Here is a 25578-nt window from a genome sequence, read left to right as displayed (position 1 = left end):
GATGCGGACCAATGCGCACGGACCCGCGGCCAGCAAGGCCCCGGAAGCGTTCATTCCCGGTCGGCGGACATCGGAGGCCTGCGGCCCGGTCACATTCGCGTAACGATCCGGTCGATCGGATCTTACGCGCGAAGGCGGGTCGTGATGGCGTGCGGCAACGCAGCGATCGCCTGTCGGATCCGCTGCGTCTCAAAGCTCAACCGGCACGCGCGGCGCAGGGTGCGCACGGATCGGTCCACATGACGTTCGCGGAGCTGCCGTTCCTCCTTGGCGCTGCGCCCGGGATGGATCACCAGCTCCTTGTACTGGTCGATCACGCGGTCCATCAACGAACGCTCACCAAGCATCAGGTCCCAGGCACGGCTCGGCACACCTTCCAGCCGGACCCGGCCGTCGACCTCGATCCAGCCCTCCTCCCGGTCCACCTTCATGCGAAGCCGCCAGATGAAGGGCGCGCCCGCCTCATCATGAACGATCCGCTCGTACACTGGAGCCGGCACCGGCGTGGCGGTCAATGGCCACCCCTCGAGCATGTCGTGGCCGAGGTGGAGCTCGAGCAGTTCCTGGCCCAGGCTGCACCAGGCCTCCAGGTCGGGGTGAAGCATGATGCGTATCGGGCCGGGTGCGGCGCCGGATTCCTCCGGTCGTCCTTTCCACAAGGGGTCATGCATCGCCGCGTAGGCATAGTGGAGGACGTCCGTGCTGGTGATCGTGCGGTCCATGGTGGCTTTCCGCAGCGGTCTGCGACGAATGCCTTGTGCACGCGCGGCCCGGACCTCCGACAGCGTGGGCGGGATCATCTGGGGACCTTTGCCGTGGCGGAGGGGAAGGGAACCGTACACCTCCTGGAAGCGGTCCACAGCCCATGCGCTGATGTTGTCCCGGGCCACTCCCTTGGGATCAAACGTATGACGTGGAAGCAGCACCGTGCGCCGGCCTGGGCCGGCGAATTGTGCGTGGGGCAGGGCGGAAGTGGCGAACGCGAAGGGCTGGCCGGCGCCGGTCTCCGGTGCGAAGACCAGGAAGGTGTTCCCTGCTCCTCCTTGCGGTCCGATCAGGAACGGCAGGTCGTCCACTGTCGGCTCAGGGATGGCCTGCCGCATCACGTAGGTCCTGGCGAAGGGCCTCGGAAGGAATTCGATCAGGTCCTCCTCATCCACCCGCCGTGCGGCGGTCGGCGCTGGCCGCCCTGTGGTCCCGGGTTTCCTCCGATCCGCCGCCGCCATGCTGCGCAACCGCTCCGTCAGCGCCGCGGGGTCGCTGTCCAGTCGGGGGTCATGCGGATCGATGGGTGGCCCGGTGGTGTAGTGCCTGAAGACCGCGTGGTCCGATCGCCCCGCCTGCACCGCCGCAGCGAAGAGCGCGAGCTCTTCGCCGGGTTCGCCGGTCCGTCCCGCGCCGTCATTCCGGGTGAGCGACATCGGGGCAAAGCACGAGGGCCCGCGTGAAGCCCGCCCTATCGGAAGGTTAAGCTTCGCTTGCGCATGTGCTGGCGCCAACAGCGTGTGCGTGGTGCCCGGCGGCATCGTGGTCGCGACGGAAGGAATGCCCAGTACCGACCCCGGCAAGGTGGTGTTCTTCGATGCGAGCGGTCCTTCCATCGAAGGTCGTTCAGCTTGCTGGCGGACCAGCTTCTACATGGTCTTGAACACGCGGCGGCTGGATGGGTCGTACGGGTCGAGGATCCAGGACGGGTAGCCATTGGCACCCGGGAAGACGCTGGCGTGTTCCGGGGTGCTGGGGCTGTGGGCCAGGCTGCGGTGTACGCCGTGCGCGGTGACCTGAACCGGGACGACCAGGTCAATATCACGGACTTCGGCCTGTTCGTGAACGTGTTCGGCATCGTCTGCCCCAGAACCTCAAGTGCTCCCGGAGCGGTCCACAACCGCCTGTTGATAGGTCGTGGATACGAGCCCGGCCTCAGCGCTTGGCACCGCGTCCGCTCGAACTACTTTTTGCCCCGGAGATCGACGTGTTCATCGTCGATCGGAAACCATGGGCGAACGAAGGAATGCGGATGGATTGGGCGCCGAGCTGGCGCGTTGGGTCACCAGCTTGGATCACACCGATCAAGTAGTATGGGCGGTGTTGCGCTTCGAGGATGTGTTCCTGGGGGACCGGCTCGCCGATGTGCATCTGCGCCTGAAGCTGCTGCGTCGTCAGCTGGCCCCGCGGATCACCGTGTCCCAAGTGCTTGCTGTGGATGCCTTGCTCGAGGATGGGGCCTGGAAGGATCCGGATGCCGATCTCTCCGCGTTCCGGGATGCCTATCAGTCCGTGCGCACCTGGCGACGCCGCGATCCCATCCCCAGTGTGTGGCTCGAACCTCCCATCGGCCGGACCGCTTTGGAACCGAGGGTCGGTGGGATCGCACCCGGTCCGCACAGGACAACGGATGCCCCCGCAACATCCACAGCATCGGACCCGGCGACCGGTGGGCCAAGCCGGGGTTGATGACGTTGTGACCACCCACAGGTGCCGGGCCTGAGCCACGAAGGAAGCGGATCGGGCCGCCTTGCGTGTGAAGTCCGCATCAAGCCTTGGGGAACCTGGCGTGAACCGCGCCCTTCCACGCATGAAAAAGCCGGCGCGAGGCCGGCTTCCACGCATCAGCGGTGAAGTTCAGGGCCGGACGAATCGGCGCACCACCACCTGACCACCGCGCTCCACGCGTGCGGCATAGCGTCCATGCTGCAGGTGGCCCAGGTCCACGGCGATCGTGGTCTTATCCGCATACGACCGGTCCTGCACCACACGGCCGGCCTCATCGCGGATCTGCACGTGCAGCGTTCCTTTCGAATCGGGCTCACTGGTGATCACGAACTGGGCCGCCGGGCTCAACCGGTCCGCGTCATGGCCATCGTCCGTGATCGGGTCCACGTCCGTTGAGCGCATCGCGTCGCGGTGCTGCTCAGTCCTGTGCTCCCCGGGGATCAGCTCTGCCACATCCTGCGCCTTCATGCCCTGAGAGGCCAGCAGCAGCAGTCCGGCGATCATGGCGTTCGTCATCATCGTTGGTCGTTCCATCGTTCGTTCGGTTTTGTGGCGCAAAGCGAATGCAGCGATGTTCCGGCAATGCGAAGCGCACATCATCCTTTGCCGGAGCGCCGCGAATTCATCCAGCGTTGAGGCTGCGATGAGGTGCCGTGCGGCGTAGGTATGCACGCCGGTAACTCGCGGCCTTGCCCAGAGCGGCAAGAGGAGTGCACGCCGACCAGCACCGATCGTGGTGCGGATACGGGTGCTTGAGCCCGGTGCAGACACCTGCCCAGGCGGCTGAGCATCCCTGGCGCATGAACGAACAAGCCCCGGCCATCGCTGACCGGGGCTTGCCCTTGGGGTTCCCTCCAGAGGAGGCTTACATCATGTCCATGCCGCCGCCCATGCCGCCGTGGCTGTGAGCCGGGGCCTTCTCCTCCTTCTCCTCGCTGATCACGCACTCGGTTGTGAGCAGCATGCTGGCGATGGAAGCGGCGTTCTCCAGGGCCACACGGGTCACCTTGGTGGGGTCGATCACACCGGCGGCGAGCAGGTTCTCGTACTCCTCAGTGCGGGCGTTGAAGCCGAAGTCGGCCTTGCCGTCGCGCACCTTCTGCACCACGATGCTGCCCTCCAGGCCCGCGTTGCCCACGATCTGGCGCAGGGGCTCCTCGATGGCGCGGCGCACGATGCCGATGCCGGTGGTCTCGTCGTTGTTGGCGCCCTCCATCTTCTCCAGCGCCTTCTGGGCACGGATGTAGGCCACACCGCCGCCCGGAACGATGCCCTCCTCCACGGCCGCGCGGGTCGCATGGAGCGCGTCGTCCACGCGGTCCTTCTTCTCCTTCATCTCCACCTCGGTGGCGGCACCCACGTAGAGCACGGCCACGCCGCCGGCCAGCTTCGCCAGGCGTTCCTGCAGCTTCTCCTTGTCGTAGTCGCTCGTGGTGGTCTCGATCTGGGCCTTGATCTGGTTCACACGGGCCGTGATGTCCGCCTTCTTGCCGGCACCGTTCACGATCGTGGTGTTGTCCTTGTCGATGCTGATCTTCTCGGCCTTGCCCAGGTAGCTCAGGTCGGCGTTCTCCAGCTTGAAGCCGCGCTCCTCGCTGATCACCGTGCCGCCCGTAAGGATGGCGATGTCCTCCAGCATGGCCTTGCGGCGGTCGCCGAAGCCCGGGGCCTTCACAGCGGCCACCTTCAGGGCGCCGCGGATCTTGTTCACCACCAGGGTGGCCAGCGCTTCACCGTCCACGTCCTCGCTGATGATCAGCAGGGGCTTGCCGGTCTGCACGGCCTTCTCCAGGATCGGCAGCAGTTCCTTCATGCTGCTGATCTTCTTGTCGTAGATCAGGATGTAGGCGTTCTCGAGCTCGGCCTCCATCTTGTCGGCGTTCGTCACGAAGTAGGGGCTCAGGTAACCGCGGTCGAACTGCATGCCCTCCACCACTTCCACGGTGGTCTCGGTGCCCTTCGCCTCCTCCACGGTGATCACACCCTCCTTCTTCACCTTCTCCATGGCCTGCGCGATCAGCGCGCCGATGGTCTCGTCGTTGTTGGCGCTGATCGATGCCACCTGCTTGATCTTCGCGTTGTCGTCACCGACGGATTTGCTCATCTTCTTGAGCTCGTCCACCACGGCCACCACGGCCTTGTCGATGCCGCGCTTCAGGTCCATCGGGTTGGCACCGGCGGCCACGTTCTTCAGACCGGCGGTGACGATGGCCTGGGCCAGCACCGTGGCGGTGGTGGTGCCGTCACCGGCGGCGTCGGCCGTCTTGCTGGCCACTTCCTTCAGCATCTGGGCGCCCATGTTCTCCACGGCGTCCTTCAGCTCGATCTCCTTGGCCACGGTCACCCCGTCCTTGGTCACGGAGGGGGCACCGAACTTCTTGTCAATGATCACATTGCGGCCTTTGGGGCCCAGGGTCACCTTCACCGCGTTCGCGAGGTGGTCCACACCGCGCTTCAACCGGTCGCGCGCATCGATGTCGAATTGGATGTTCTTGGCTGCCATTGCAGTTGGGGATTTGGGATGGAACGGGAAGGGCGCCGCATGAGGCGCCCGTAGGGTGCTTAGTTCAGGACGGCGTAGATGTCGCTCTCGCGCATGATGAGGTAGTCCTTGCCGTCATAGCTCAGCTCGGTGCCGCTGTACTTGCCGTACAGGATCTCGTCACCGGCCTTCACGCTCAACGGGGTCACCTTGCCGTCCTCGGCCACACGGCCGCTGCCGACGGCCACCACCTTGCCGCGTTGCGGCTTCTCCTTGGCCGTGTCGGGGATGATGATGCCACCCTTGGTGGTCTCTTCGGCGGCTGCGGCTTCCACGAGCACACGGTCCGCCAGGGGCTTCACTTTCGTAGCCATGGTGAATTGGATCGTTCGGTTGGTTTGCGGGCCGCGCATGTCAACCGCCATGCCAATGCACCTCTGCCTGTCACACGACTGACGATCTTGCAAGGTTCGGCCCGAAGGGACCAACCACCTGACAGCAGGGCTGTCAGCCTGACGCGTTACGGCGTGGCCGGCGCAGGCTCCTGGGCCGGTGCCTCCTCCTGGGCCGGCGCCACATCCTCGGGCGCCACGTCACCCGCGGTCACCTGTTCACTGGGGGCATCCAGTTCGTCCAGTTCGGCCGCGCCTCCGCTCTGCACCGCCGTGCTCACCAGGCACAGCACCATCAAGGCACCGGCGAGCGTCCACGTCCCTTTCTCCAGGAAGTCGGCCGTGCGTTGCACACCCCCGATCTGCTGAGCGCCGGTGAATCCCGCCGCCAGCCCACCTCCCTTGGGGTTCTGGGCCAGCACGACAAGGGCCAGCAGGGCGGCCACGATGAGGATGAGGACGGAGACGACGACCATGGCGAAGGAGCGTTGAAGAGGACGCTGCCGGGCAGCGGGGGCGCAAAGTAAACGGATCTTGGCGATCCGGCGGTCAACCCTTGCCGCGTTCCGCCGCAACGGCACGGGCCAGGAACTCCTCCCGGCGCTGCGGATGCCGCTCCGCCAGACGCCGGTAGGCCGCGGCCGCCCGGGCGGTGTCGCCTTGCTGCTCGTAAATGCGCGCCAGCGTCTCGGTCACCAGCTCGGCATGCTCCTCCAAGCTGCGCTTGGCAGCCTGCTGCGGGGTGAAGAACTCCGCCTTGCGGGGCGCGGGCGGGGCCTGGCCCTGAATGAACCGCTCGATCAACGCGGTGCTGTCCATCGCCGCCGGCAGGACCGATGCGGGGGAGGCCCGCTTCACCGGAGCTTCCGGCAGGGGGGCGGACGCCAAATCCACCTTCGGGGATGGGTTGCCCGCCCGCGTTCCCTCGGACGATCCGTCCTCCAGCCATGCCGTGAACCGCATGCGTTCCCGACGGGCGGCCGGCGCGGCGGGTCCCTCAACGGTCGGAGGTGGGGGTCCGGGTGCCGGGGCAGGGGGTGGGGCGGGTGCTTCGGACCGGGGGACCACGGGTCCCCGCACCTCCTCGGCCGGTTGGCCTGTGGACCAGGTCAGGTCGTACGCGGTCGCAAGGGCGGCGCTGCGGATCTGGTCGTCCAGTTCGTCCGAGGCGGCGATGGACCCTTCGGTCTGCGGGGCAGGTGGGGCCGGTCCATCCGCGGAAGCGACAGGCTCCCCGGGCGTGCCAACGGCCGGCTCCTGATCGACCGGCTCCCGCATGGGCACCGGGGGCTCCGGCGTCACCGGCACGGTCAGCGGTCCGGCATCCACCGGCGTGGGCCGCAGGCGCGGAGCGGGGCCCGCATCGGCGTGCACCAAGTCGTGCACCCGGGCCCGGCTGGGCAGATGGGCCGCCACCTGACGCAGGTGCTCGTCGTACAGCACCCCGCCCGTGGCCGCTTCGCCCACCGTCAGCAGCACCTGGGCGCCACTGAACCACGGGTAGCGGCCCGCCAGCTCGCGCAGCCCGGCCACATCGGCGGCGTCCACGGCCGTGGGCTCCTGCAGCAGCGTGTTCAGCCGTTCGCGGTCCATGCGGTTCACCAGTTGCCCAGTGTGCGGTCGAAGATATCCTGTACCAACTGGTCGCTGATGGTCCGCACCAGGCTCTCCTCCACGGTCACCAGATCGGCCGCACTGTCATAGTCGGCGAACCGGCTCACCGTGAAGGTGCTGCTGCGCGTGGCATCCAGGCTGTTGGTGTAGGTCACGCTCACCGTCATCGTCAGCCGGTTCAGGGCGGCGGTCTCGTTGGCCTGGATGCTCACCGGCTGCACGTCGTAGCCCGTGATCGCGCCCTCGTAGCGCAGGTCGCCGCCCTCGCGCACCAGCTTCAACGGCGTCTGGGCCTGCAGCAGGTCCCGCAGGGTTTCGGTGAACACCTGCGCGGTGCGCGGCGTGCTCAGCGGTGCGCGCGCGTCGAACACCGCCACATCGTACGTGGCCGCACCGGCCGGGATGTCGGCGCCGGTGAACGAGTAGTTCACCTTGCAGCCGGCGAGGACCAGCAGTGGAAGGAGCAATACGCCCAGCGCCCTGCGGACGATCGGCCGCCTTGGGACCTTCGAGGCCCGGCGCCCCTGCACCCTCGCCTTCCCGCCCCCTTGCACCTTCGCACCTCCCATCACTGCAGCCCGTATTCCTTGATCTTGCGGTACAGGGTGCGTTCGCTGATGCCGAGCTCGGCCGCGGCGGTCTTCCGGCGGTTGCGGTGCTTGGTCAGCGCCTTGCGGATCAGCTCCTTCTCCTTTTCCTCCAGGCTCAGCGATTCCTCCACTTCCATGTGCTCCACCTCCTCGTCCGCTTCGCCCGGCCGCTGCGGCAGCTGGATGCTCACGGTGCCCGACGGCGTGCCCTGCATCGGCAGCACGATCTCATCCCGGTAGACCGGCGGAGCGATGGAGGGCAGCGGCTGACCGTGCATCAGGGCGGCCACCTGCTCCTTCAACACGGTGAGGTCGTTCTTCATGTCGAACAGGAACTTGTAGATCAGCTCCCGTTCGCTCACGCTGTCCAACCCCGCCGCCCGCCCGACCCCGGCAGGTACGAGCGCGGTGCTCTCCTCCGGCAGATACTGCCTCAAGGTCGCTGCACCGATCGACCGCGTCTGCTCGATCACGCTCAACTGGTCCACGATGTTCCGAAGCTGGCGCACGTTCCCGGGCCAGCGGTACTCCGTCAGCAGCTTCAGCGCATCGGGTTCCAGGGTGATGGCCGGCATGCGGTACCGCTCGGCGGCATCGCTGGCGAACTTGCGGAACAGCAGGTGGATGTCCTCGCGTCGCTCCCGCAACGGGGGCACGTGGATGGGCACGGTGTTCAGGCGGTAGTACAGGTCCTCGCGGAAGCTGCCCCGTTGCACGGCCTGCAGCATGTTCACGTTCGTCGCCGCCACCACGCGGACGTTGGTCTTCTGCGCCTTGCTGCTGCCCACACGGATGAACTCGCCGGTCTCCAGCACCCGCAGCAGGCGCACCTGCGTGGTCAGCGGCAGCTCGCCCACCTCGTCCAGGAAGATGGTGCCCTTGTCGGCCACCTCGAAGTAGCCCTTGCGCGCTTCGTGCGCTCCGGTGAAGCTGCCCTTCTCGTGGCCGAAGAGCTCACTGTCGATCGTGCCCTCCGGGATGGCGCCACAGTTCACCGCGATGTACGGGCCGTGCTTGCGCGAGCTGAGCTGATGCACGATCTGCGGCATCACCTCCTTGCCCGAGCCGCTCTCGCCGGTGATCAGCACCGTCAGGTCCGTCGGCGCCACCTGCGCGGCGATCTCGATGGCCCGGTCGAGCATCGGCGATCCACCGATGATGCCGAACCGCTGCTTGATGGGTTGTACGTTCATTCCGTGCCGTGCTCTGGTGCGCCTCCGCGCCCGTTGGTCCTATGAAGCCACTTCGGCGGAGGCCTGGCGACGCGCCACGACCTCCGTCACCTCGCCCTGCAACGAGCCGCTCGTGCCGCTCACGATCCGTGCCAGCACCCGGTCGCCGGGGGTCAGCTCCGTGCCCTGGTGCCCGCGCGCCACGATCACCACCGCGTTCTGGCTGTTGCGGCCGAACAGGTGCGCATCGCTTCGCTTGCTCACGCCCTCGATCAACACCTCCTGCACCTGGCCCACGTGCCGTTGGTTGCGCTCACCGGCATGCTTCATCTGCAGGTCGATCACCTCCTGCAGGCGCCGGCCTTTCACCTCGTCCGGCACGTCGTCCGCGTACTTGCGCGCGGCCAGGGTCTTCGGGCGCTCGCTGTACTTGAACATGTAGGCCATGTCGTAGCGCACCGCCTCCATCAGGCTCAGGGTGTCCTGGTGCTCCTCCTCGGTCTCGCCGCAGAAGCCGCTGATGAGGTCGGTGCTGATGGCGCAGTCGGGCATGTGCCGGCGGATGGCGGCGATGCGGTCCAGGTACCAGGCCCGGTCGTAGCCGCGGTTCATCCGCTTCAGCACCGCGCTGCTGCCGCTCTGCACCGGCAGGTGGATGTACTTGCAGATGTTGTCGTGGCGCGCCATCACCTCCAGCACCTTGTCGGTCATGTCCTTGGGATGGCTGGTGCTGTAGCGCACGCGCAACAGCGGGCTCACCCCGGCCACCCGCTCCAGGAGGTCGGCGAAGTCGGTCACCGGCTGCGAAGGGTCCTTCACCGCGCCGCGGCCGTCCACGTTCCAGCGGTAGCTGTCCACGTTCTGGCCCAGCAGCGTCACCTCGCGGTAGCCCTGGGCCACCAGCTGCCGGCATTCGTCCACGATGCTGTCCGGGTCGCGGCTGCGTTCACGCCCCCGGGTGAAGGGCACCACGCAGAAGGCGCACATGTTGTCGCAGCCCCGCATGATGGTGACGAAGGCGGTGACCCCGTTGCTGCCCAGGCGCACGGGCTCGATCTCGGCGTAGGTCTCCTCGCGGCTCAGCAGCACGTTCACGGCCTTTTGGCCGCCTTCCACCTCATCGAGCAGGGCAGGCAGGGTGCGGTAGGCGTCGGGCCCCACCACCAGGTCCACCAGCTTCTTCTTCTCCAGCAGGTCCTCCCGCATGCGCTCGGCCATGCAGCCCAGCACGCCCACCCGCAGGTCGGGGTTCCTTCCCTTCAGGTGGTTCAGCCCGTCGATCCGGTTCAGCACCGTCTGCTCAGCCTTGTCGCGGATGCTGCAGGTGTTCAGCAGCACCAGGTCCGCCTCCTCGGGCCGATCCACCACGGTGTAGCCGTCCCGGGCCAGGATGCTCGCGACGATCTCGCTGTCGCTGAAGTTCATCTGGCAGCCGTAGCTCTCGATATGGACGCGCTTGCCGGCCATGGTGGAAAGGGCCGCAAAGGTAGGGCGATCTTCCCAGGCGACTGACAAGGTGGCAGAGGGGTATGGGGGCCTACATTTGAGAGACCTTACTCCCATGCGTGCGGCGTTGTTCGTCCTGGGCCTGCTCACGATCGCACAGGCCACAGCGCAGTACGCGATCGGCATCACGGTCGGCGCGGCCCACCTGGACCTGCAGGAGCGGAAGCGCAAGAACACCACAGGCTCCCTGGACTTCGAGGGTGTCGACCAGCCCGCCTGGTCGATGGCCGTGTTCTACCGGGAGCACACCCCGGGTCGCCTCCACCTGGGGGGCGAGCTGCAGGTCGACCGACGCCGGTTCAGCGCCAGCTGGTCCGATGGCGGCCTGGGCAGTGGCGAGTCCACCACGGCCTCCGTGGAGCTCTACACCGTGCGGTTGGCCTTGCTGCCCGAGGTGAACCTGGACCAACCCGGGAACACGCGGTTGCGCTTCGGGCTTGCGCTGGGGGCGGTGGTCGCGGGCCGGATGAACGGCACCCGCACCGGATGGGGCCTCAATGGCACTTTGAACGAAACCCTCGGGGACGCCGATCCCAAGGGCTTCGGTGGCGAGCTGCGTGCCATGCTGGGCCTGGGCATACGCGTTCCGCTCACCGCCGGCGGCGAACTTGTCATCGACCCCTTCACCGCCCTCAGCCTGGTGCCCATGGTCCGTGTCGGTGGCGGCTCGCGCTCCTGGGAGTCGGGCCTGCGGCTGGGGTGGGCCTTCACCACCAAGCGCATGGCCCTCACCGAATGGGCCCGCCCACCCGTCCGCTGACGTCCCTCGCGCGCGTTCGTACGTATGCGCGGGGCGCGCACGCCACCGCGCGAGGCCCGTCCCTGTTGAAAAAAAGCTTCCCCATAGGGGAAGGGTGGGAGGGGGGCTCGCCCGATCCACCGCACGGCCCCGGATGAGCGTTCTTTTGCGGACCAAGGACCGCATCCCATGGCGAAGAAGAAGGAAGCAGGCACGGGCGAACTGGTGATCGTGGAGTCGCCCGCCAAGGCGAAGACCATCGAGAAGTACCTCGGCGAGGGCTACACCGTGCTCAGCAGCTACGGCCACGTCCGCGACCTGCCCGAGCGCGACCTCAGCGTGGATGTGGACAACGGCTTCGAGCCCACCTACATCATTCCGGATGACAAGAAGGGCCGGCTATCCGAACTGAAGAAGGAAGCCGACAAGGCGGCCATCGTGTGGCTCGCCACTGACGAGGACCGCGAAGGGGAGGCCATCAGCTGGCACCTGAAGGAGGCCTTGAAGCTGCCCGACGACAAGGTGCGCCGCATCACCTTCAACGAGATCACCAAGCCCGCCATCCTCAAGGCCATCGAGAACCCGCGGAAGATCGACGTGCACCTGGTGGACGCCCAGCAGGCCCGCCGCGTGCTCGACCGCCTGGTGGGCTACGAGCTCAGCCCCATCCTGTGGCGCAAGGTGAAGCCGAGCCTCAGCGCGGGCCGCGTGCAGAGCGTGGCGGTACGGCTCATCGTGGAGCGCGAACGTGAGATCCTCGGATTCGCCGAAAAGAGCGCCTTCCGTATCACCGCCTTGCTGGTCACCGGAGGCAAGGCCACGGTGAAGGCCGAACTGCCGAGGCGCTTTGCCTCCGAGGCCGAGGCCATGGCCTTCCTGCAGGGCTGTGTGGGTGCCAGCTTCACCGTGAACGCGGTGGAGAAGAAGCCCGGCAAACGCACCCCCGCCGCGCCCTTCACCACGTCCACCCTGCAGCAGGAGGCCAGCCGCAAGCTCGGCTTCGGCGTGGACCGCACCATGCGCATCGCCCAGGGGCTCTACGAGCAGGGGCACATCACCTACATGCGTACCGACTCGGTGAACCTGAGCGAGCAGGCCATCGCCGCCGCCGAAGCCGCCATCACCGCCCAGTATGGCCCCCGCTACTGCAAGGCCCGGCGCTACCAGAGCAAGAGCAAGGGCGCCCAGGAGGCGCACGAGGCCATCCGACCCACCGACCTCAACGTACGCACCGCCGGCGCCGACCGCGATGCGGAGCGCCTCTACGACCTCATCAGCAAGCGCACCCTCGCCAGCCAGATGGCCGACGCCGAGCTGGAGAGGACCGTGGTCAACATCGCCATCAGCGGCCACCCGGGCGATGACCTCGTCGCCCAGGGCGAGGTGATCCTCTTCGACGGTTTCCTGAAGGTGTACATGGAGGGCCGCGACGATGAAGGCGACAGCGAGGAGCAGGAGGGCCTGCTGCCCGAGATGAAGCAGGGCGAGGCGCTCGGCCTGCAGGAGATGACGGCCACCCAGCGTTTCGAGCGCCCGGCCCCCCGCTACACCGAGGCCAGTCTGGTGAAGAAGCTCGAGGAGCTTGGCATCGGCCGCCCCAGCACCTACGCGCCCACGATCAGCACGGTGCAGAAGCGCGGTTATGTGGTGAAGGAGAACCGCGAGGGTACACCGCGTCCGTACCGGATCCTCACGCTTGCCGATGGCGCCATCAGCGACCGCACGGCCACCGAGAACGTGGGGGCCGAGAAGCAGAAGCTCTTCCCCACCGACATCGGCATGGTGGTGAACGACTTCCTGGTCGAGCACTTCCCCACCATCGTCGACCTCAATTTCACGGCCTACGTGGAGGGCGAGTTCGACCAGATCGCCGAAGGCACCATGAACTGGCGCGCCATGCTCAAGGAGTTCTACGCGCCCTTCCACAAGACCATCGGCACGGTGAGCGAGACCGCGGAACGCGCCACCGGTTCCCGCGTGCTGGGCCAGGACCCCGCGAGCGGCAAGGACGTGGTCGCCCGCATCGGCCGCTTCGGCCCAATGATCCAGATCGGCGACGCCGAGGACGAGGAGAAGCCGCGCTTTGCCAGCCTGCGCAAGGACCAGAGCATCGGCACCATCACCCTGGAAGAGGCCCTGGACCTCTTCAAGCTGCCCCGCACCTTGGGTGAGCGTGATGGCGAGGTCGTCAGCGTGGCCATCGGCCGCTTCGGCCCGTACGTGCGTCTGGGCGGCACCTTCGCCAGCCTGACGGCGGATGACGACCCGCTCAGCATCGACCTGGCCCGTGCCATCGAGCTCATCGACCTGAAGAAGGCGGCCAGCGCCACGCGCGATCTGGGCGAATACAAGGGCGAAATGATCGTGGCCGGCCGCGGCCGCTTCGGCCCCTACGTGAAGTTCGGCAGGACCTACGCCAACATCCCCAAGTCCGAGGACCCCGCCGCCGTGACGCTGGAGCGCGCCATCGAGCTGGTGGAGGCCAAGCTGGCCGGCGCCCGCCAGAACGTGCTCAAGGAGTTCCCCAACAGCGCCATCCAAGTGCTCGACGGGCGCTACGGTCCTTACATCACCGACGGCAGCAAGAACGCCAACCTGCCCAAGGGCACGAAGGCCGAAGAGGTGACCCTGGAGCAGGCCACCGAGCTGCTGGCGGCCGCCCCCGAGAGGAAGGGCGGACGGAAGGGCCGCACACGCAGTGCCCCGGCTGAGAAGGCCCCCGTGAAGAAAGCGTCCGCGAAGAAGGCCGCCGGTAAGAAGACCGCGCCCAGGAAGTCGTCGTCCAAAAAGGCCTGACCCCCGAGGCGCGGACCCGGAGCAGGGTTGCCAACAGCATCGTGTGCGTAGCTCGGTGTGACCGGGCGCCGTGGTCGCCGGCCAGCGTCGGACCTTCGCCAGGACCGGAGCCACGGTCCGGGTCACGCATGGACATCAGCCTCTACTTCCGTCCCAGCCCCCGCTTCGGTGCCCAACGCCCCGACCATGCGGCCCACACCCTGGGCGACGGGGCGCACTTCCACGGTCCTGCCGGATTTCCTGAGCTGGAAGGGGCCCAGGTGGCGCTGATCGGGGTGCTCGACGATCCCGGCCACGCGCGCCCAAGACGCTGTGTGGAGGCCCCGGATGCCATCCGCGAGCAGCTGTATCCGCTCTTCCGCCCCCAGGGCCGGCTCCAGTTGGTGGACCTCGGTGACATCCATCCCGGTGCCAGTGCGCAGGATACCCAGCATGCGCTCGCCGAGTCCATCGCCGAACTGGTGCGTCGCGGCATCGTGCCCATCATCCTGGGCGGTGGGCAGGGCCACACCTTCACCCAGTACCTGGCCTACGAGAAGCTGGAGCGCACGGCCAACCTGGTCTGCATCGATGCGCGCTTCGACCTGGGCGAGCCCGGGCAGGGCCTGGCCGACAGCAGCTACCTCAGCCACATCGTGCTGCGTCAGCCCAACTACCTGTTCAACTACAGCAACCTCGGCTTCCAGACCTACCTCGTGGATCAGCCCGGCATCGAGCTGATGGACAAGCTCTTCTTCGATGCCCATCGCTTGGGCGAGCTGCGCGACCATCTGGCCGATGCTGAACCGGTGCTCCGCAATGGCGACACCTTGAGCGTCGACCTTGCCGCCGTGCGGCGCAGTGATGCACCGGGGACCACCCGGCCCGGTCCCAACGGGTTCCACGCCGAGGAGGTCTGCCAGCTCATGCGCTATGCCGGCATCAGCGAGAAGATCTCGTCCGTGGGGCTCTATGAACTGGATCCCGGCCGCGACCAGGACGGGGTCACCGCCCAACTGGCGGCCCAGATGATCTGGTGCTTCCTCGATGGCTTCCGCTCGCGCACCAACGATCTGCCGTGGCTGGACCGGAAGCGGTTCACCCGGTTCCGGATCCCCATCCGGGGCAACGAGCAGGAGCTGGTGTTCTACAAGAGCGCCGTGAGCGATCGCTGGTGGATGGACGTGCCTTACAGGGCCGAACAGGAGGCGCGGTTCGAACGTCACCATCTGGTGCCGTGCAGCTACGCGGATTACCAGATGGCCTGCCGGGAGGAGGTGCCCGACCGCTGGTGGCGCACCTTCCAGAAGCTGGCCTGACCGCCTTCGCCCGCCCCTGCTGGGCTTGGGGAAATTTGGACGGTCCGGATCTTTGCTATATTGGCGCCGGGATCAACGCCGGTCCCGAGGGGACTTTCGTCCCATGACGGCCGGCCCAGAACGGAACCAAGGATGAGGGGGAAACTGACCGCAGCGCTTTGCGCGGGCCTGATGGGTGTTGTGCACGCCCAACAGGAACCGCAGTACACCCAATACATGTTCGACCGCCTGTCGGTGAACCCGGCCGTGGCCGGCACCAGCGGCAACATGTGCGTCACCGCCCTGCTGCGCCAGCAGTGGAGCGGCTTCGAGGGTGCGCCCAAGACCGGCCTCTTCAACTTCCAGATGCCGATCAGCAAGATCAGCAGCGGGGTGGGCCTCTCCGTGTACATGGACCAGCTCGGGCAGCAGAAGGGCACCATCGCCCGCCTCAGCTATTCCTTCCACCGGAAGTTCGGGCCCGGCACCTTCGGGGTGGGCATCTATGCGGGCATGACCAGCCGCTCCCTGGGCAGCGACTGGGTGGCCGTGGACCCGGTGGCCAATGACGACGCCATCCCCGACGCCGGTGTTTCCGATGCCGGCTTTGACCTTGGCGCAGGCCTTTACTACGTGGCCCCCACCTTCTGGGTGGGCATCAGCAGCACCCAGCTTCCGGAGACCGCCCTGGAAGAGGTGAGCATCAAGAACGCCCGCCACTATTTCCTGCAGGGCGGCTACGACTGGGCCATCGGGGGCAACAAGAAGTATGTGCTCCAGCCCAGCGTCCTCGTCAAGAGCGACGCGGCCACCACGCAGCTCGATGTGAACGCCACCTTCCTGTACAATGACATGGTCTGGCTGGGCGTTACCTACCGTACCGAGGATGCCATCGCTCCCATGATCGGCTATCAGTACAAATTCCCCAGTGGCAACTCCAGCATCCGCCTGGGGTACAGCTACGATGTGACCACCTCCCAGCTGAGCAACTACAGCAGTGGCAGCCACGAGGTGATGTTGAACTACTGCTTCAAGATCATCAAGCCGGAGAAGCTCGAGATCTACCGGAACATCCGCTTCCTGTAAGACGGTAACCCAAACACCTGCACGGCCGTAGGAAGTCTAGCCTGAAGTGTTCGCTTACCCGGACCCAAGGCCCCAACGGTCGAACGGCACAAACGGAGGAACCCATGCAACTTCGTCCCATCATCTACATCGGCGCTGTCGGCTTGCTGGCCAGTTGCGGCGGCGGCGGGCAGGGGCAGCTCATCGGCGTCGTCGGACGTCCGGACTGGTACCAGGTGGACCCCTACGGGATGAACTACATCCCCATGGGCAGCTACACCATGGGACCCAGCGATCAGGACGCCCCCTACGCCATGGTCTCCAAGAGCAAGACCGTTTCGGTCCAGGCGTTCTACATCGACCAGACGGAGATCTCCAACAACGAGTACCGTCAGTTCGTGTACTACGTCATCGACAGCACCGCGAAGAAGCTGCTGGGTGAGGACGACATCGGGGAGCACGTCATCAGTGAGGATGAGTTCGGCGAGGAGATCGATCCCCCGATCATCAACTGGCGCGAACGCATCAACTGGTATGGCGAGGAGGAGCGCGAGGCCCTGGCCGACATGTTCTACAGCGAGAGCGAGCAGTTCTATCGCCGCAAGGAGATCGACACCCGCAAGCTCATGTTCGAGTACTACTGGATCGACCTCAAGGAGGCCGCCAGGAAGGCCGGACGTGACCTGGACCTGAGCTACACGAACACCAAGGGCCAGAACAATGCCATCCGCGGCCACAGCGACCGCAGCAAGTTCATCATCAAGGAGGTGATCAACGTGTATCCCGACACGCTCGCCTGGGTGCATGACTTCACCTACTCCTTCAACGAGCCGATGACCGAGAACTACTTCTGGCATCCGGCCTACGACGACTATCCCGTGGTGGGCATCACCTGGACGCAGGCCACGGCCTTCAACGTGTGGCGCTCCATGCTGATGAACAGCTGGCTGAGCTCGCAGGAGGAGCCCTTCGTGAACCGCTTCCGACTGCCCACCGAGGCCGAGTGGGAGTACGCCGCACGCGGGGGCCTTGACCTCCAACCCTATCCTTGGGGCGGTCCGTACATCCGCAACCGTCAGGGCTGCTTCCTGGGCAACTTCAAGCCCCTGCACGGGAACTACACGGACGACGGTGGCTTCCACACCGTGCCCATCGACAGCTACTCGCCGAACGACTATGGCCTCTACAACATGGCCGGCAACGTGGCGGAGTGGACCAGCACGGCCTTCGATGAGGCGGTGTACGACTTCGACCACGACCTGAACCCCGAGTACAGCTATGATGCCCTGGCCAACGACCCGCCTTCGCTCAAGCGCAAGGTGATCCGCGGCGGCTCCTGGAAGGACATCGGCTGGTACCTGCAGACCGGCACCCGCAGCTACGAATACCAGGACACCTCCAAGTGCTACATCGGCTTCCGCAGCGTGATGACCTACCTGGGCCGCGGAAAGGCCGTCAATGCCGAGGACCTCTAAGACCAGAAGAACAGCCTCCGCACTGAACCTGCACGGGGCCGCTCGATAGAAGGACCAACTCTTCAGATCAACCTAAAACGCAAGGACGAACGATGAAACCCGGTAGCAAGAAGTGGAAGAACTTCATGGCCAAGTTGTACGGGATCGGTGCCGCGGTCGTGATCGTGGGCGCGCTGTTCAAGATCCAGCACTGGCCCGCTGCGGACCTTTTCCTCATCCTGGGCCTCAGTACGGAGGCCATCATCTTCTTCTTCTCGGCCTTCGAACCCCCGCACGAGGACCCCGATTGGAGCTTGGTGTACCCCGAGCTCGCCACGGGCGAACGCGCCGAGGGTGACGACTTCCGCAAGGACGACCAGCGTTCCATCACGGAGCAGTTGGATGACATGCTGGAGGCCGCCAAGATCGAGCCCGAGCTCATCGAAAGCCTGGGCAACGGCATGCGCTCCCTGAGCGATCAGGCCAAGCAGATGACCGAGATCACCGGCGCCGCCGCCGCCACCAACGAGTACGCGAACAGCCTGAAGGACGCCAGCACCAAGGTGAGCAGCCTCAGCGACAGCTACGCCAAGGCGAGCGAGAGCCTCGTGGGCCTCACGGACAACGTGGACGCGGGCAAGAGCGCCGGCGAGAGCCTCAGCCGCATGAGCCAGAACCTCAGCGCGCTGAACGAGATGTACGAGATGCAGCTGCGCAGCAGCCGCGAGAAGCTCGAGGCCGCCAACCAGATGTTCGAGGGCGTGGGCGAACTGCTCACCAACCTGCGCAACAGCGTGGACGACACCAAGCGCTACAAGGACAACATCGCCCAACTGAGCGACAACCTCCAGAAGCTCAACACGGTGTACGGCAACATGCTGAACGCCATGACGGTGCGCTGAGCGCCGCTTGCATCCCTGACCTAGCACGGACCAAAACCCGCTGGTAGAACCATGGCAAGTGGCAAACAGACACCGCGTCAGAAGATGATCAACATGATGTACCTCGTGTTGACCGCCCTTCTGGCCTTGAACGTGTCCAAGGAGATCCTGGACAGCTTCGTGACCGTGAACAACGGTCTGGAGACCACCAAGTTGACGTTGAAGGACAAGATGGACGCCACCTACGCGAGCTTCTCGGGGCTCGCCGCGGAGAACCCCAAGAAATACGGAAAGGCGTGGGGTGAGGCACAGGCGGTGCAGGCCATGGCCTCGGACCTTCTGGCGCACATCGACCGCGTGAAGGTGAAGGTGATCTCCGCGACCGAAGGCCTTCCCGAGGACAAGGTGATCGGCAAGGACGAGAAAGGCCGTGACACCATCATCAACCTGGCCTTGGTGGGCAAAAAGGACGACAACAACAAGATCACGGAATTGATGGTCGGCTCCGAACCCAGCAAGCCGAAGGAGGGCGAACTGACCGCCCGTGAGCTGCGGGGCAAGATCGAGGCCTTTCGCGACAAGATCAAGCAGGTGGCCGCCAGCAACCCGGGCCTTGTGGCCCAGGTGGAGCGTGTGTTCGATCTGAGCGACCGCCGTGATGCGTCCGGCACGATGAACAATTGGGAGAGCATCAACTTCTACCATGTTCCCCTCGCCGCCGGCATCACCATCCTGTCCAAGCTGCAGAGCGACGTCCGCAACGTGGAGAACGAATGCGTGAGCTACCTCATGGGTGAGGTGGAAGGTGCGGCGATGAAATTCTCGGAGCTCGCCCCCGTGGTGCTGCCCGTCAGCAACTACATCACCGTGGGCGATTCGTTCCGCGCCGATGTGTACCTCGCCGGGTATGACCCCCTGAACCCTCCCGTTGTGGAGCTGAGCAAGAACGGCACCATCGATACGGTGAAGATGGAGGTCATCGGCGACAAGGAGATCGTCCCCATCGGGATCGATGGCAAAGGCAAGCTGCGCCTCCCGGGGCAGGGTGTCGGGTCCAAGGAGTGGAAGGGCATCATCAAGTTCAAGCAGGCCGGCCAGGCGGAGAAGCGCTACCCCTTCTATGCCAATTACGAGGTGGCCCAGCCCAACGTGGTGGTGAGCCCCACCAAGATGAACGTGTTCTACCGCGGCATCGACAATCCGGTGGACGTCAGCGTGCCCGGCTTCAGCGCGGACAAGATCACGCCCAGCATCGACAATGGCTCGATCACCAAGGCCGCTCAGGGCTACATCGTGAAGCCCGGCAAGGGCACCGAAGCCACGGTGAACGTCAGCGTGGAGATGCCCAACGGCCAGCGCAAGAGCATGCCGGGCGTGAAGTTCCGCGTGAAGTCCGTGCCCAACCCGACGCCGCAGTTCGCCGGCAAGGGTGCCGGCGATGCCACGGTGAAGAAGGCCGAGCTCACCGCCGCCCTGGGCGTCATTGCCAAGATGGAGGGCTTCGAGTTCGACCTGAAGTTCGAGGTGGTCGAGTTCAACATCGGCGTGTCGGTCTCCGGCACGTATGCGGAGAAGAGCAACAAAGGCAACACCCTGAACGCCGACCAGAAGGAGTTGTTGAGCAAGGTGAAGGTGGGCAGCAAGGTCTATGTGGACAACATCAAGGTCCGCAAGCCTGATGGCACCGTCACCGGTATCGCCTCCCTGTCGTTGAAGGTCGTTTGATGAACCAACGCCCCATGACCATGAAGCACGTCGTCCGTTCCCTGCAGGCCGCCCTCATCGGGTCGGTACTGCTCGCGTCGTTCGCCGGCACCGCCACGGCACAGACCGTGTTGGACGGGGCGTACATCAAGGAGCATACAAAGACCAAGCGGGTGGTGCCCTACGCCCACATCCGTGAGGCCGATGTGATGTGGGCCCGCCGCGTGTGGCGCGAGATCGACCTTCGTGAGAAGATCAATCACCCGTTGTACTACCCCGTGACGCCCATCAGCGACCGGAAAAGCCTGTTCGACGTCATCCGCCAGGCCCTGCTCACCGATGGCTCCATCACGGCTTACAGCGCCGGTGCCCTGGGCGATGAGGATGAGTTCAAGAAGGCGCTGCCCCCCAGCGAGCTCAAGGACATGTTCATGAAGGTGGACACCCAGCTCACCGAGGACCCCAGCAACCCCGGGGAGTTCATCCAGGTGGTGCAGGAGATCCCGCTGGAATCGGCCGAGGTGAAGCGCTACCGCATCAAGGAGGACTGGGTCTTCGATAAACAGCGCAGCTCGATGGACATCCGCATCATCGGCATCGCGCCCATGCGGGAGAAGATCGGCGACGACGGCGAGTCCAAAGGCTTTCAGACCCTGTTCTGGTTGTACTTCCCCGAGTGCCGCTATGTCTTCGCCAACTGGGACGTCTTCAACCGGGAGAACGATGCCGAGCGGCGCAGCTACGAGGACCTCTTCTGGAAGCGCCAGTTCAGCAGCACGATCATCAAGTGGAGCAACGTGTATGACCGCAGCATCAACCAGTACCGCACGGGCCTGGATGCGCTGCTGGAGGGCGAGGAGATCAAGCAGTCGCTCTTCGAGTTCGAGCACGACCTCTGGAATTTCTAAGCGGCCTTAGCCGTCGACCGAAGCCCTCCGCACCGCGGGGGGCTTCGTCGTTCACGCCCACCAGGTGGCCCGGAAGCCCGTACCTTTGCGGCCTTTTCCGCCCATCCGGCCATGATCGACGTCTCCGGTCTCACGCTGCACTTCGGCCAGCGCCCCATGTTCGACGGGGTGTCGTTCTTCATCGGGAGCGACGACCGCATCGGCCTGGTGGGGCGCAATGGGGCCGGCAAGAGCACCCTGCTGAAGATCCTGGCCGGCCAGCAGGCCTACGACAAGGGCAGCATCGGTCGTCCGCGTGAGCTCACCCTGGGCTACCTGCCCCAGCAGATGGACCACGACCTGACCCTCAGCCCGCGTCAGGTGGCCGAGAAGGCCTTCGAAGAGGCCCAGCACTTGCGCGCCTCGCTCGACCGGATCGAGAAGGAGCTGGAAACGGCCACCGAGGTGGAGCAGCAGATGGAACTGGCCACCATGCTGGCCCATGCCCATGAGCGGCTCAACGCCCTTGGGGTGGCCGACCATGACCAGCAGGTGGAACGCATGCTGAAGGGCCTGGGCTTCGTGGGCGAGGACATCCACCGCCCGCTGGCCGAGCTGAGCGGCGGCTGGCGCATGCGCGCCGAGCTGGCCCGCATCCTGCTGTTGCAGCCCGACCTGCTGTTGCTGGACGAACCCACCAACCACCTCGACCTGCCCGCGATCCAATGGCTCGAGGACCTGCTGCGCACCTATCCGGCCGCGCTGGTGCTGATCAGCCACGACAAGACCTTTCTGGACCGCCTCACCAAGCGCACCCTGGAGGTCACAGGCGGCGAGCTGATCGACCGCAAGGTGCCCTGGAGCCAGTACGTGGAGCTGCGCAAGGTGGAACGCGAGCAGCAGATGGCCGCCGCGAAGGACCAGCAGAAGTACATCGAGAAGACCCAGGAGCTCATCAACAAGTACCGGGCGAAGGCCAGCAAGGCCGCATTCGCCCAGAGCCTCATCACCAAGCTGGAGAACCTTGACCGCATCGAGGTGGAGGACGAGGACCTCCGAAAGCTGGTCGTACGCTTCCCGCCCGCGCCGCATGCCGGCAAGCTCATCACCGAGGTGAAGGACGTGAGCAAGGCCTACGGTCCCAAGCGCATCTTCAGCCATGCCGAGCTCACCATCGGCAAGGGCGAGCACCTGGCCCTGGTGGGTGCCAACGGCACGGGCAAGAGCACGCTCATCCGCATGATGGTGGGCGAGGAGCCGTTCGAGGGCGAGATCCGCCTGGGACATGGCGTTGTGCTGGGCTACTATGCTCAGGACATGCCCGAGCGGCTGGAGCCCAGGCGCACCGTGCTGGAGACCGCGGAGGATGCCGCGAGCGAGGAGAACCGACCACGGGTGCGCGCCATGCTCGGGGCCTTCCTCTTCAGCGGGGAGGACGTGGACAAGAAGGTGAAGGTGCTCAGCGGCGGCGAACGTGCCCGCCTGGCCCTGTGCTGCATGCTGCTGCGCCCGCTGAACTTCCTGCTGCTCGACGAACCCACCCACCACCTGGACATCCAGAGCAAGGACGTGCTCAAGGAGGCGCTCAAGAACTACGACGGCACCTTCCTGCTCGTCAGCCACGACCGCGATTTTCTGCATGGCCTCACCCACCGCATCCTGGAGCTCGACGGCGGCCGCATCCGCGATCAGCATCTGGACATCCTGGAGCTGATCGAGAAGCGCAAGGCCCTGCAGGCCGCCGACATGGGCGCCAGCAGTGCGCGGACCGCACCGGCGAAGGCCGCCAGCGGCCAGCGCAGCGACTACCACGAGCGCAAGGAGCGTGAGAAGGAGCGCCGCCGGGTGCAGAACCAGGTGGAGCGTGCGGAAAAGGAGCTCGCCGCCCTGGAGCAGGAGGAAAAGGCCCTGCAGGCCAAGGTGATGGCCGCCGGCCTGCCCGCCGCCGAACTGGACAAGGGCTACGCCCGGCTCGGCGAACTGGCCCAGCGCATCGCCGCCGTGATGGCCGACTGGGAGGCCGCCTCCGCCCGCCTCGATGAGCTCGACGTGGAGGCCTAGTTCATCCGCAACGAAAGAATGTTACCTTTGCGGTCCACTGCGGGGTGGAGCAGATGGTAGCTCGTCGGGCTCATAACCCGAAGGCCGCAGGTTCGAGTCCTGCCCCCGCTACACAAGAGCCCGGTCCGATCGACCGGGCTCTTTCTTTCAGCCCCTCCCGCTCCCATCTTCGCAGAGCCATGAGCCACCGCGCCGGTTTCGTCAACATCATCGGCATGCCCAACGCGGGGAAGAGCACCCTGCTGAACGCGCTGCTCGGTGAGCCCCTGGCCATCACCAACCCCAAGGCCCAGACCACCCGCCACCGCATCCTCGGGCTCATCAACGGCCCGGACCATCAGTTGGTGATCGGGGACACGCCCGGCATCCTGGAGCCGCAATACGGTCTGCAGGAACGCATGATGGCCGCGGTCGATGAGGCCTTGCGCGATGCCGATGTGCTGGTGGTCCTTGTGGAGCTGCGCCAGCGTCCTGACCGCTCGCAGGCACTGCTCGACCGCGCGCGACGGGCCGGCTGTCCCCTGCTCGTGCTGGTGAACAAGGTGGACCTGGGCGGGGAGGACGAGGTGCTGGAAGCCTGTCAGCGCTGGCAGGAGGCGCTGCCGACGGCGAAGGTGGTGCCGGTCTCGGCGCTCCACGGGTTCCACGTCGACGAACTGCGCCAGCATCTGGTGCAGGCCATGCCCGAACATCCGCCCTACTTCCCCAAGGACGAGCTCAGCGACCGCAACATGCGCTTCTTCGTGGCCGAACTGGTGCGCGAACGCATCCTCGCCCTCTACAAGCAGGAGGTGCCATACAGCTGTGAAGTGGTGGTGAACAGCTATGAGGAGGGCTCCACCCTCACCCGCATCCAGGCCGACATCATCGTGATGCGTGAGAGCCAGAAGGCCATCCTCATCGGTGAAGGGGGCAGGGCGTTGCGCCGGTTGGGCACCCAGGCCCGGGAGGCGATCGAGCGCTTCGTGGGCACCAAGGTCTTCCTTGACCTGAAGGTGAAGGCCGACCCCGATTGGCGCGAGGACAAGAAGAAGCTTCGGAACTACGGATACTGATGAGAGTTGCGAGCGACGAGTGGCGAGTGGTGAGCTGGTGCCCATCTGGACCGGTGCATCACCAACCGCCACTCGCCACTCGTCGCTCACCACTCGCAACTGAATGAGCAACATCGTCGCCATCGTGGGCCGCCCGAACGTGGGCAAGAGCACCCTGTTCAACCGCCTCACCGAGCAGCAGGAGGCCATCACCGACCCCACCGCCGGCACCACCCGCGACCGGCACTACGGCCAGGTGGAGTGGACCGGCACGGTGTTCAGTGTGATCGATACCGGCGGCTATGTCACCGGCAGCGACGACGTCTTCGAATCGGAGATCCGCCGCCAGGTGGAGCTGGCCATCGAGGAGTCCGATGTGATCCTCTTCCTGGTGGATGTGCGCCAGGGCCTCACGCCTATGGACGAGGCGATCGCGGGCATGCTGCGGAAGTCGAGGAGAACGGTGCATCTGGTGGCCAACAAGGTGGACACCGGCGACAAGCAGGCCGACGCCGCGGAGTTCTACACCCTGGGAATGGGCGAGGTGCATTGCATCAGCGCCCAGAGCGGCGCCGGCACCGGCGATCTGCTCGACACCCTGGTCGCCGGCTTCCGCAAGCCGAGCGCCGAAGCCCTCCCCGACGTGCCCAAGCTGGCCATCGTGGGGCGCCCCAACGTGGGCAAGTCATCCCTTGTGAACGCCCTTCTGGGCCGCCAGCAGAACATCGTGACCCCGGTGGCCGGCACCACGCGCGACCCCATCCACACCCGCTACACCGTGTTCGGCTTCGACGTGATGCTCCTGGACACCGCCGGCATCCGCAAACGCCAGCGCGTGAACGAGGACATCGAGTTCTACAGCGTGATCCGCTCGGTGCGCGCCATCGAGGACAGCGACGTGTGCCTGCTGCTCGTGGATGCCACCGAAGGCGTGCAGCAGCAGGACCTTCACATCTTCTCCATCATCGCGCGCAACGGCAAGGGCGTGGTGGTGGTGGTGAACAAATGGGACCTGGTGGCCAAGGAGACCAACACCATGAAGGCCTTCGAGGCCGAGGTGCGGAAGCGGCTCGCGCCCTTCTCCGATGTGCCCGTGGTGTTCACCTCCGTGCTGGAGAAGCAGCGCATCCACAAGGTGATGGAGATGGCCATGCAGGTGTACGCCGATCGGGAGCGCAAGATCCCCACCCGCCAGTTGAACGATGTGATGCTCCCGGAGGTGGAGCGCATGGGACCGCCCATGTACAAGGGCAAGACCATCCGGATCAAGTTCGTCAACCAGCTGCCCACGCCGGTGCCCTCCTTCGCGTTCTACGCCAATCTGCCCCAGTACATCAAGGCACCCTACGTGCGCTTCCTGGAGAACAAGCTGCGTCAGCACTTCCGCTTCACGGGTGTCCCCGTCCGTATCTTTCTGAGGAAGAAGTGATC

Annotated in this window: 21 protein-coding genes and 1 tRNA gene; 13 read left to right on the top strand and 9 right to left on the bottom strand. The window is 65.7% G+C overall.

All coding sequences use genetic code 11. From position 1 onward, the window contains the following. Positions 1-122: 122 nt before the first annotated feature. Positions 123-1421 (bottom strand): hypothetical protein, encoded by a 1299-nt coding sequence (locus IPM49_08415; protein ID MBK9274548.1) that lies wholly within the window; start codon positions 1419-1421, stop codon positions 123-125. Positions 1422-1995: 574 nt separating this feature from the next. Between IPM49_08415 and IPM49_08410 the strand changes: the two genes are divergently transcribed. Continuing rightward, positions 1996-2454 (top strand): hypothetical protein, encoded by a 459-nt coding sequence (locus IPM49_08410; GenBank protein MBK9274547.1) that lies wholly within the window; start codon positions 1996-1998, stop codon positions 2452-2454. Between the two features lie 168 nt (positions 2455-2622). Here IPM49_08410 and IPM49_08405 read toward each other — a convergent pair whose 3' ends face one another. The 8 genes from IPM49_08405 to miaB form a co-directional block, all read right to left on the bottom strand. Next, complete coding sequence (locus IPM49_08405) at positions 2623-3027, bottom strand: T9SS type A sorting domain-containing protein (protein ID MBK9274546.1); 405 nt, start codon at positions 3025-3027, stop codon at positions 2623-2625. A gap of 331 nt (positions 3028-3358) precedes the next feature. Then, positions 3359-4996: a chaperonin GroEL gene (gene groL / locus IPM49_08400; GenBank protein MBK9274545.1), complete on the bottom strand. Its 1638-nt coding sequence runs from the start codon at positions 4994-4996 to the stop codon at positions 3359-3361. 59 nt (positions 4997-5055) lie between these two features. Beyond that, on the bottom strand, positions 5056-5349 hold the full coding sequence (gene groES / locus IPM49_08395) for a co-chaperone GroES (GenBank protein MBK9274544.1): 294 nt from the start codon (positions 5347-5349) through the stop codon (positions 5056-5058). Positions 5350-5495: 146 nt separating this feature from the next. Continuing rightward, on the bottom strand, positions 5496-5843 hold the full coding sequence (secG, locus tag IPM49_08390; protein ID MBK9274543.1) for a preprotein translocase subunit SecG: 348 nt from the start codon (positions 5841-5843) through the stop codon (positions 5496-5498). 73 nt (positions 5844-5916) lie between these two features. After that, positions 5917-6960 carry a hypothetical protein gene (locus tag IPM49_08385; GenBank protein ID MBK9274542.1) on the bottom strand — a complete coding sequence of 348 codons (1044 nt, stop codon included), beginning with the start codon at positions 6958-6960 and terminating at the stop codon, positions 5917-5919. A gap of 5 nt (positions 6961-6965) precedes the next feature. After that, positions 6966-7448 (bottom strand): LptE family protein, encoded by a 483-nt coding sequence (locus IPM49_08380; protein ID MBK9274541.1) that lies wholly within the window; start codon positions 7446-7448, stop codon positions 6966-6968. A 101-nt stretch (positions 7449-7549) separates the two neighbouring features. Continuing rightward, a complete protein-coding gene (locus IPM49_08375) occupies positions 7550-8764 on the bottom strand; it encodes a sigma-54-dependent Fis family transcriptional regulator (protein MBK9274540.1) in 1215 nt (404 codons plus the stop codon). A gap of 39 nt (positions 8765-8803) precedes the next feature. Next, positions 8804-10306: a tRNA (N6-isopentenyl adenosine(37)-C2)-methylthiotransferase MiaB gene (miaB, locus tag IPM49_08370; GenBank protein ID MBK9274539.1), complete on the bottom strand. Its 1503-nt coding sequence runs from the start codon at positions 10304-10306 to the stop codon at positions 8804-8806. Between miaB and IPM49_08365 the strand changes: the two genes are divergently transcribed. From IPM49_08365 to der, 12 genes are all read left to right on the top strand, one after another. Then, on the top strand, positions 10305-11009 hold the full coding sequence (locus IPM49_08365; GenBank protein MBK9274538.1) for a hypothetical protein: 705 nt from the start codon (positions 10305-10307) through the stop codon (positions 11007-11009). The two genes, miaB and IPM49_08365, sit on opposite strands and share 2 nt — an antisense overlap. Before the next feature lie 168 nt (positions 11010-11177). Beyond that, positions 11178-13784, top strand: a complete 2607-nt coding sequence (gene topA / locus IPM49_08360; protein ID MBK9274537.1) for a type I DNA topoisomerase — start codon at positions 11178-11180, stop codon at positions 13782-13784. A gap of 128 nt (positions 13785-13912) precedes the next feature. After that, positions 13913-15082 (top strand): formimidoylglutamase, encoded by a 1170-nt coding sequence (locus IPM49_08355; protein MBK9274536.1) that lies wholly within the window; start codon positions 13913-13915, stop codon positions 15080-15082. 132 nt (positions 15083-15214) lie between these two features. Beyond that, positions 15215-16147, top strand: a complete 933-nt coding sequence (locus IPM49_08350) for a type IX secretion system membrane protein PorP/SprF (GenBank protein MBK9274535.1) — start codon at positions 15215-15217, stop codon at positions 16145-16147. A 104-nt stretch (positions 16148-16251) separates the two neighbouring features. Further along, positions 16252-17601 carry an SUMF1/EgtB/PvdO family nonheme iron enzyme gene (locus IPM49_08345; GenBank protein ID MBK9274534.1) on the top strand — a complete coding sequence of 450 codons (1350 nt, stop codon included), beginning with the start codon at positions 16252-16254 and terminating at the stop codon, positions 17599-17601. A gap of 92 nt (positions 17602-17693) precedes the next feature. Further along, positions 17694-18482: a gliding motility protein GldL gene (gene gldL / locus IPM49_08340; GenBank protein MBK9274533.1), complete on the top strand. Its 789-nt coding sequence runs from the start codon at positions 17694-17696 to the stop codon at positions 18480-18482. Between the two features lie 84 nt (positions 18483-18566). Beyond that, positions 18567-20186: a gliding motility protein GldM gene (gldM, locus tag IPM49_08335; protein MBK9274532.1), complete on the top strand. Its 1620-nt coding sequence runs from the start codon at positions 18567-18569 to the stop codon at positions 20184-20186. Between the two features lie 14 nt (positions 20187-20200). Continuing rightward, complete coding sequence (gene gldN / locus IPM49_08330; protein ID MBK9274531.1) at positions 20201-21073, top strand: gliding motility protein GldN; 873 nt, start codon at positions 20201-20203, stop codon at positions 21071-21073. Positions 21074-21184: 111 nt separating this feature from the next. Then, positions 21185-23113 (top strand): ABC-F family ATP-binding cassette domain-containing protein, encoded by a 1929-nt coding sequence (locus IPM49_08325; protein MBK9274530.1) that lies wholly within the window; start codon positions 21185-21187, stop codon positions 23111-23113. A gap of 38 nt (positions 23114-23151) precedes the next feature. Further along, a tRNA-Met gene (locus IPM49_08320) sits at positions 23152-23224 on the top strand. Between the two features lie 68 nt (positions 23225-23292). Continuing rightward, positions 23293-24168: a GTPase Era gene (gene era / locus IPM49_08315; protein ID MBK9274529.1), complete on the top strand. Its 876-nt coding sequence runs from the start codon at positions 23293-23295 to the stop codon at positions 24166-24168. A 103-nt stretch (positions 24169-24271) separates the two neighbouring features. Beyond that, entirely contained in the window at positions 24272-25576 is a 1305-nt protein-coding gene (der, locus tag IPM49_08310) for a ribosome biogenesis GTPase Der (GenBank protein MBK9274528.1), read from the top strand. Positions 25577-25578: the final 2 nt, after the last annotated feature.

The sequence above is a fragment of the Flavobacteriales bacterium genome (assembly GCA_016715895.1).
GTDB lineage: Bacteria > Bacteroidota > Bacteroidia > Flavobacteriales_F > PHOS-HE28 > PHOS-HE28.
This window is presented reverse-complemented; position numbering and strand designations above follow the sequence as displayed.

Coding starts and splice junctions, on each gene's coding strand:
- IPM49_08415 (MBK9274548.1), bottom strand. CDS start 1,421: ATGTCGCTCACCCGGAATGACGGCGCGGGACGGACCGGCGAACCCGGC.
- IPM49_08410 (MBK9274547.1), top strand. CDS start 1,996: ATGGGCGAACGAAGGAATGCGGATGGATTGGGCGCCGAGCTGGCGCGT.
- IPM49_08405 (MBK9274546.1), bottom strand. CDS start 3,027: ATGGAACGACCAACGATGATGACGAACGCCATGATCGCCGGACTGCTG.
- groL (MBK9274545.1), bottom strand. CDS start 4,996: ATGGCAGCCAAGAACATCCAATTCGACATCGATGCGCGCGACCGGTTG.
- groES (MBK9274544.1), bottom strand. CDS start 5,349: ATGGCTACGAAAGTGAAGCCCCTGGCGGACCGTGTGCTCGTGGAAGCC.
- secG (MBK9274543.1), bottom strand. CDS start 5,843: ATGGTCGTCGTCTCCGTCCTCATCCTCATCGTGGCCGCCCTGCTGGCC.
- IPM49_08385 (MBK9274542.1), bottom strand. CDS start 6,960: ATGGACCGCGAACGGCTGAACACGCTGCTGCAGGAGCCCACGGCCGTG.
- IPM49_08375 (MBK9274540.1), bottom strand. CDS start 8,764: ATGAACGTACAACCCATCAAGCAGCGGTTCGGCATCATCGGTGGATCG.
- IPM49_08365 (MBK9274538.1), top strand. CDS start 10,305: ATGCGTGCGGCGTTGTTCGTCCTGGGCCTGCTCACGATCGCACAGGCC.
- miaB (MBK9274539.1), bottom strand. CDS start 10,306: ATGGGAGTAAGGTCTCTCAAATGTAGGCCCCCATACCCCTCTGCCACC.
- topA (MBK9274537.1), top strand. CDS start 11,178: ATGGCGAAGAAGAAGGAAGCAGGCACGGGCGAACTGGTGATCGTGGAG.
- IPM49_08355 (MBK9274536.1), top strand. CDS start 13,913: ATGGACATCAGCCTCTACTTCCGTCCCAGCCCCCGCTTCGGTGCCCAA.
- IPM49_08350 (MBK9274535.1), top strand. CDS start 15,215: ATGAGGGGGAAACTGACCGCAGCGCTTTGCGCGGGCCTGATGGGTGTT.
- IPM49_08345 (MBK9274534.1), top strand. CDS start 16,252: ATGCAACTTCGTCCCATCATCTACATCGGCGCTGTCGGCTTGCTGGCC.
- gldL (MBK9274533.1), top strand. CDS start 17,694: ATGAAACCCGGTAGCAAGAAGTGGAAGAACTTCATGGCCAAGTTGTAC.
- gldM (MBK9274532.1), top strand. CDS start 18,567: ATGATCAACATGATGTACCTCGTGTTGACCGCCCTTCTGGCCTTGAAC.
- gldN (MBK9274531.1), top strand. CDS start 20,201: ATGACCATGAAGCACGTCGTCCGTTCCCTGCAGGCCGCCCTCATCGGG.
- IPM49_08325 (MBK9274530.1), top strand. CDS start 21,185: ATGATCGACGTCTCCGGTCTCACGCTGCACTTCGGCCAGCGCCCCATG.
- era (MBK9274529.1), top strand. CDS start 23,293: ATGAGCCACCGCGCCGGTTTCGTCAACATCATCGGCATGCCCAACGCG.
- der (MBK9274528.1), top strand. CDS start 24,272: ATGAGCAACATCGTCGCCATCGTGGGCCGCCCGAACGTGGGCAAGAGC.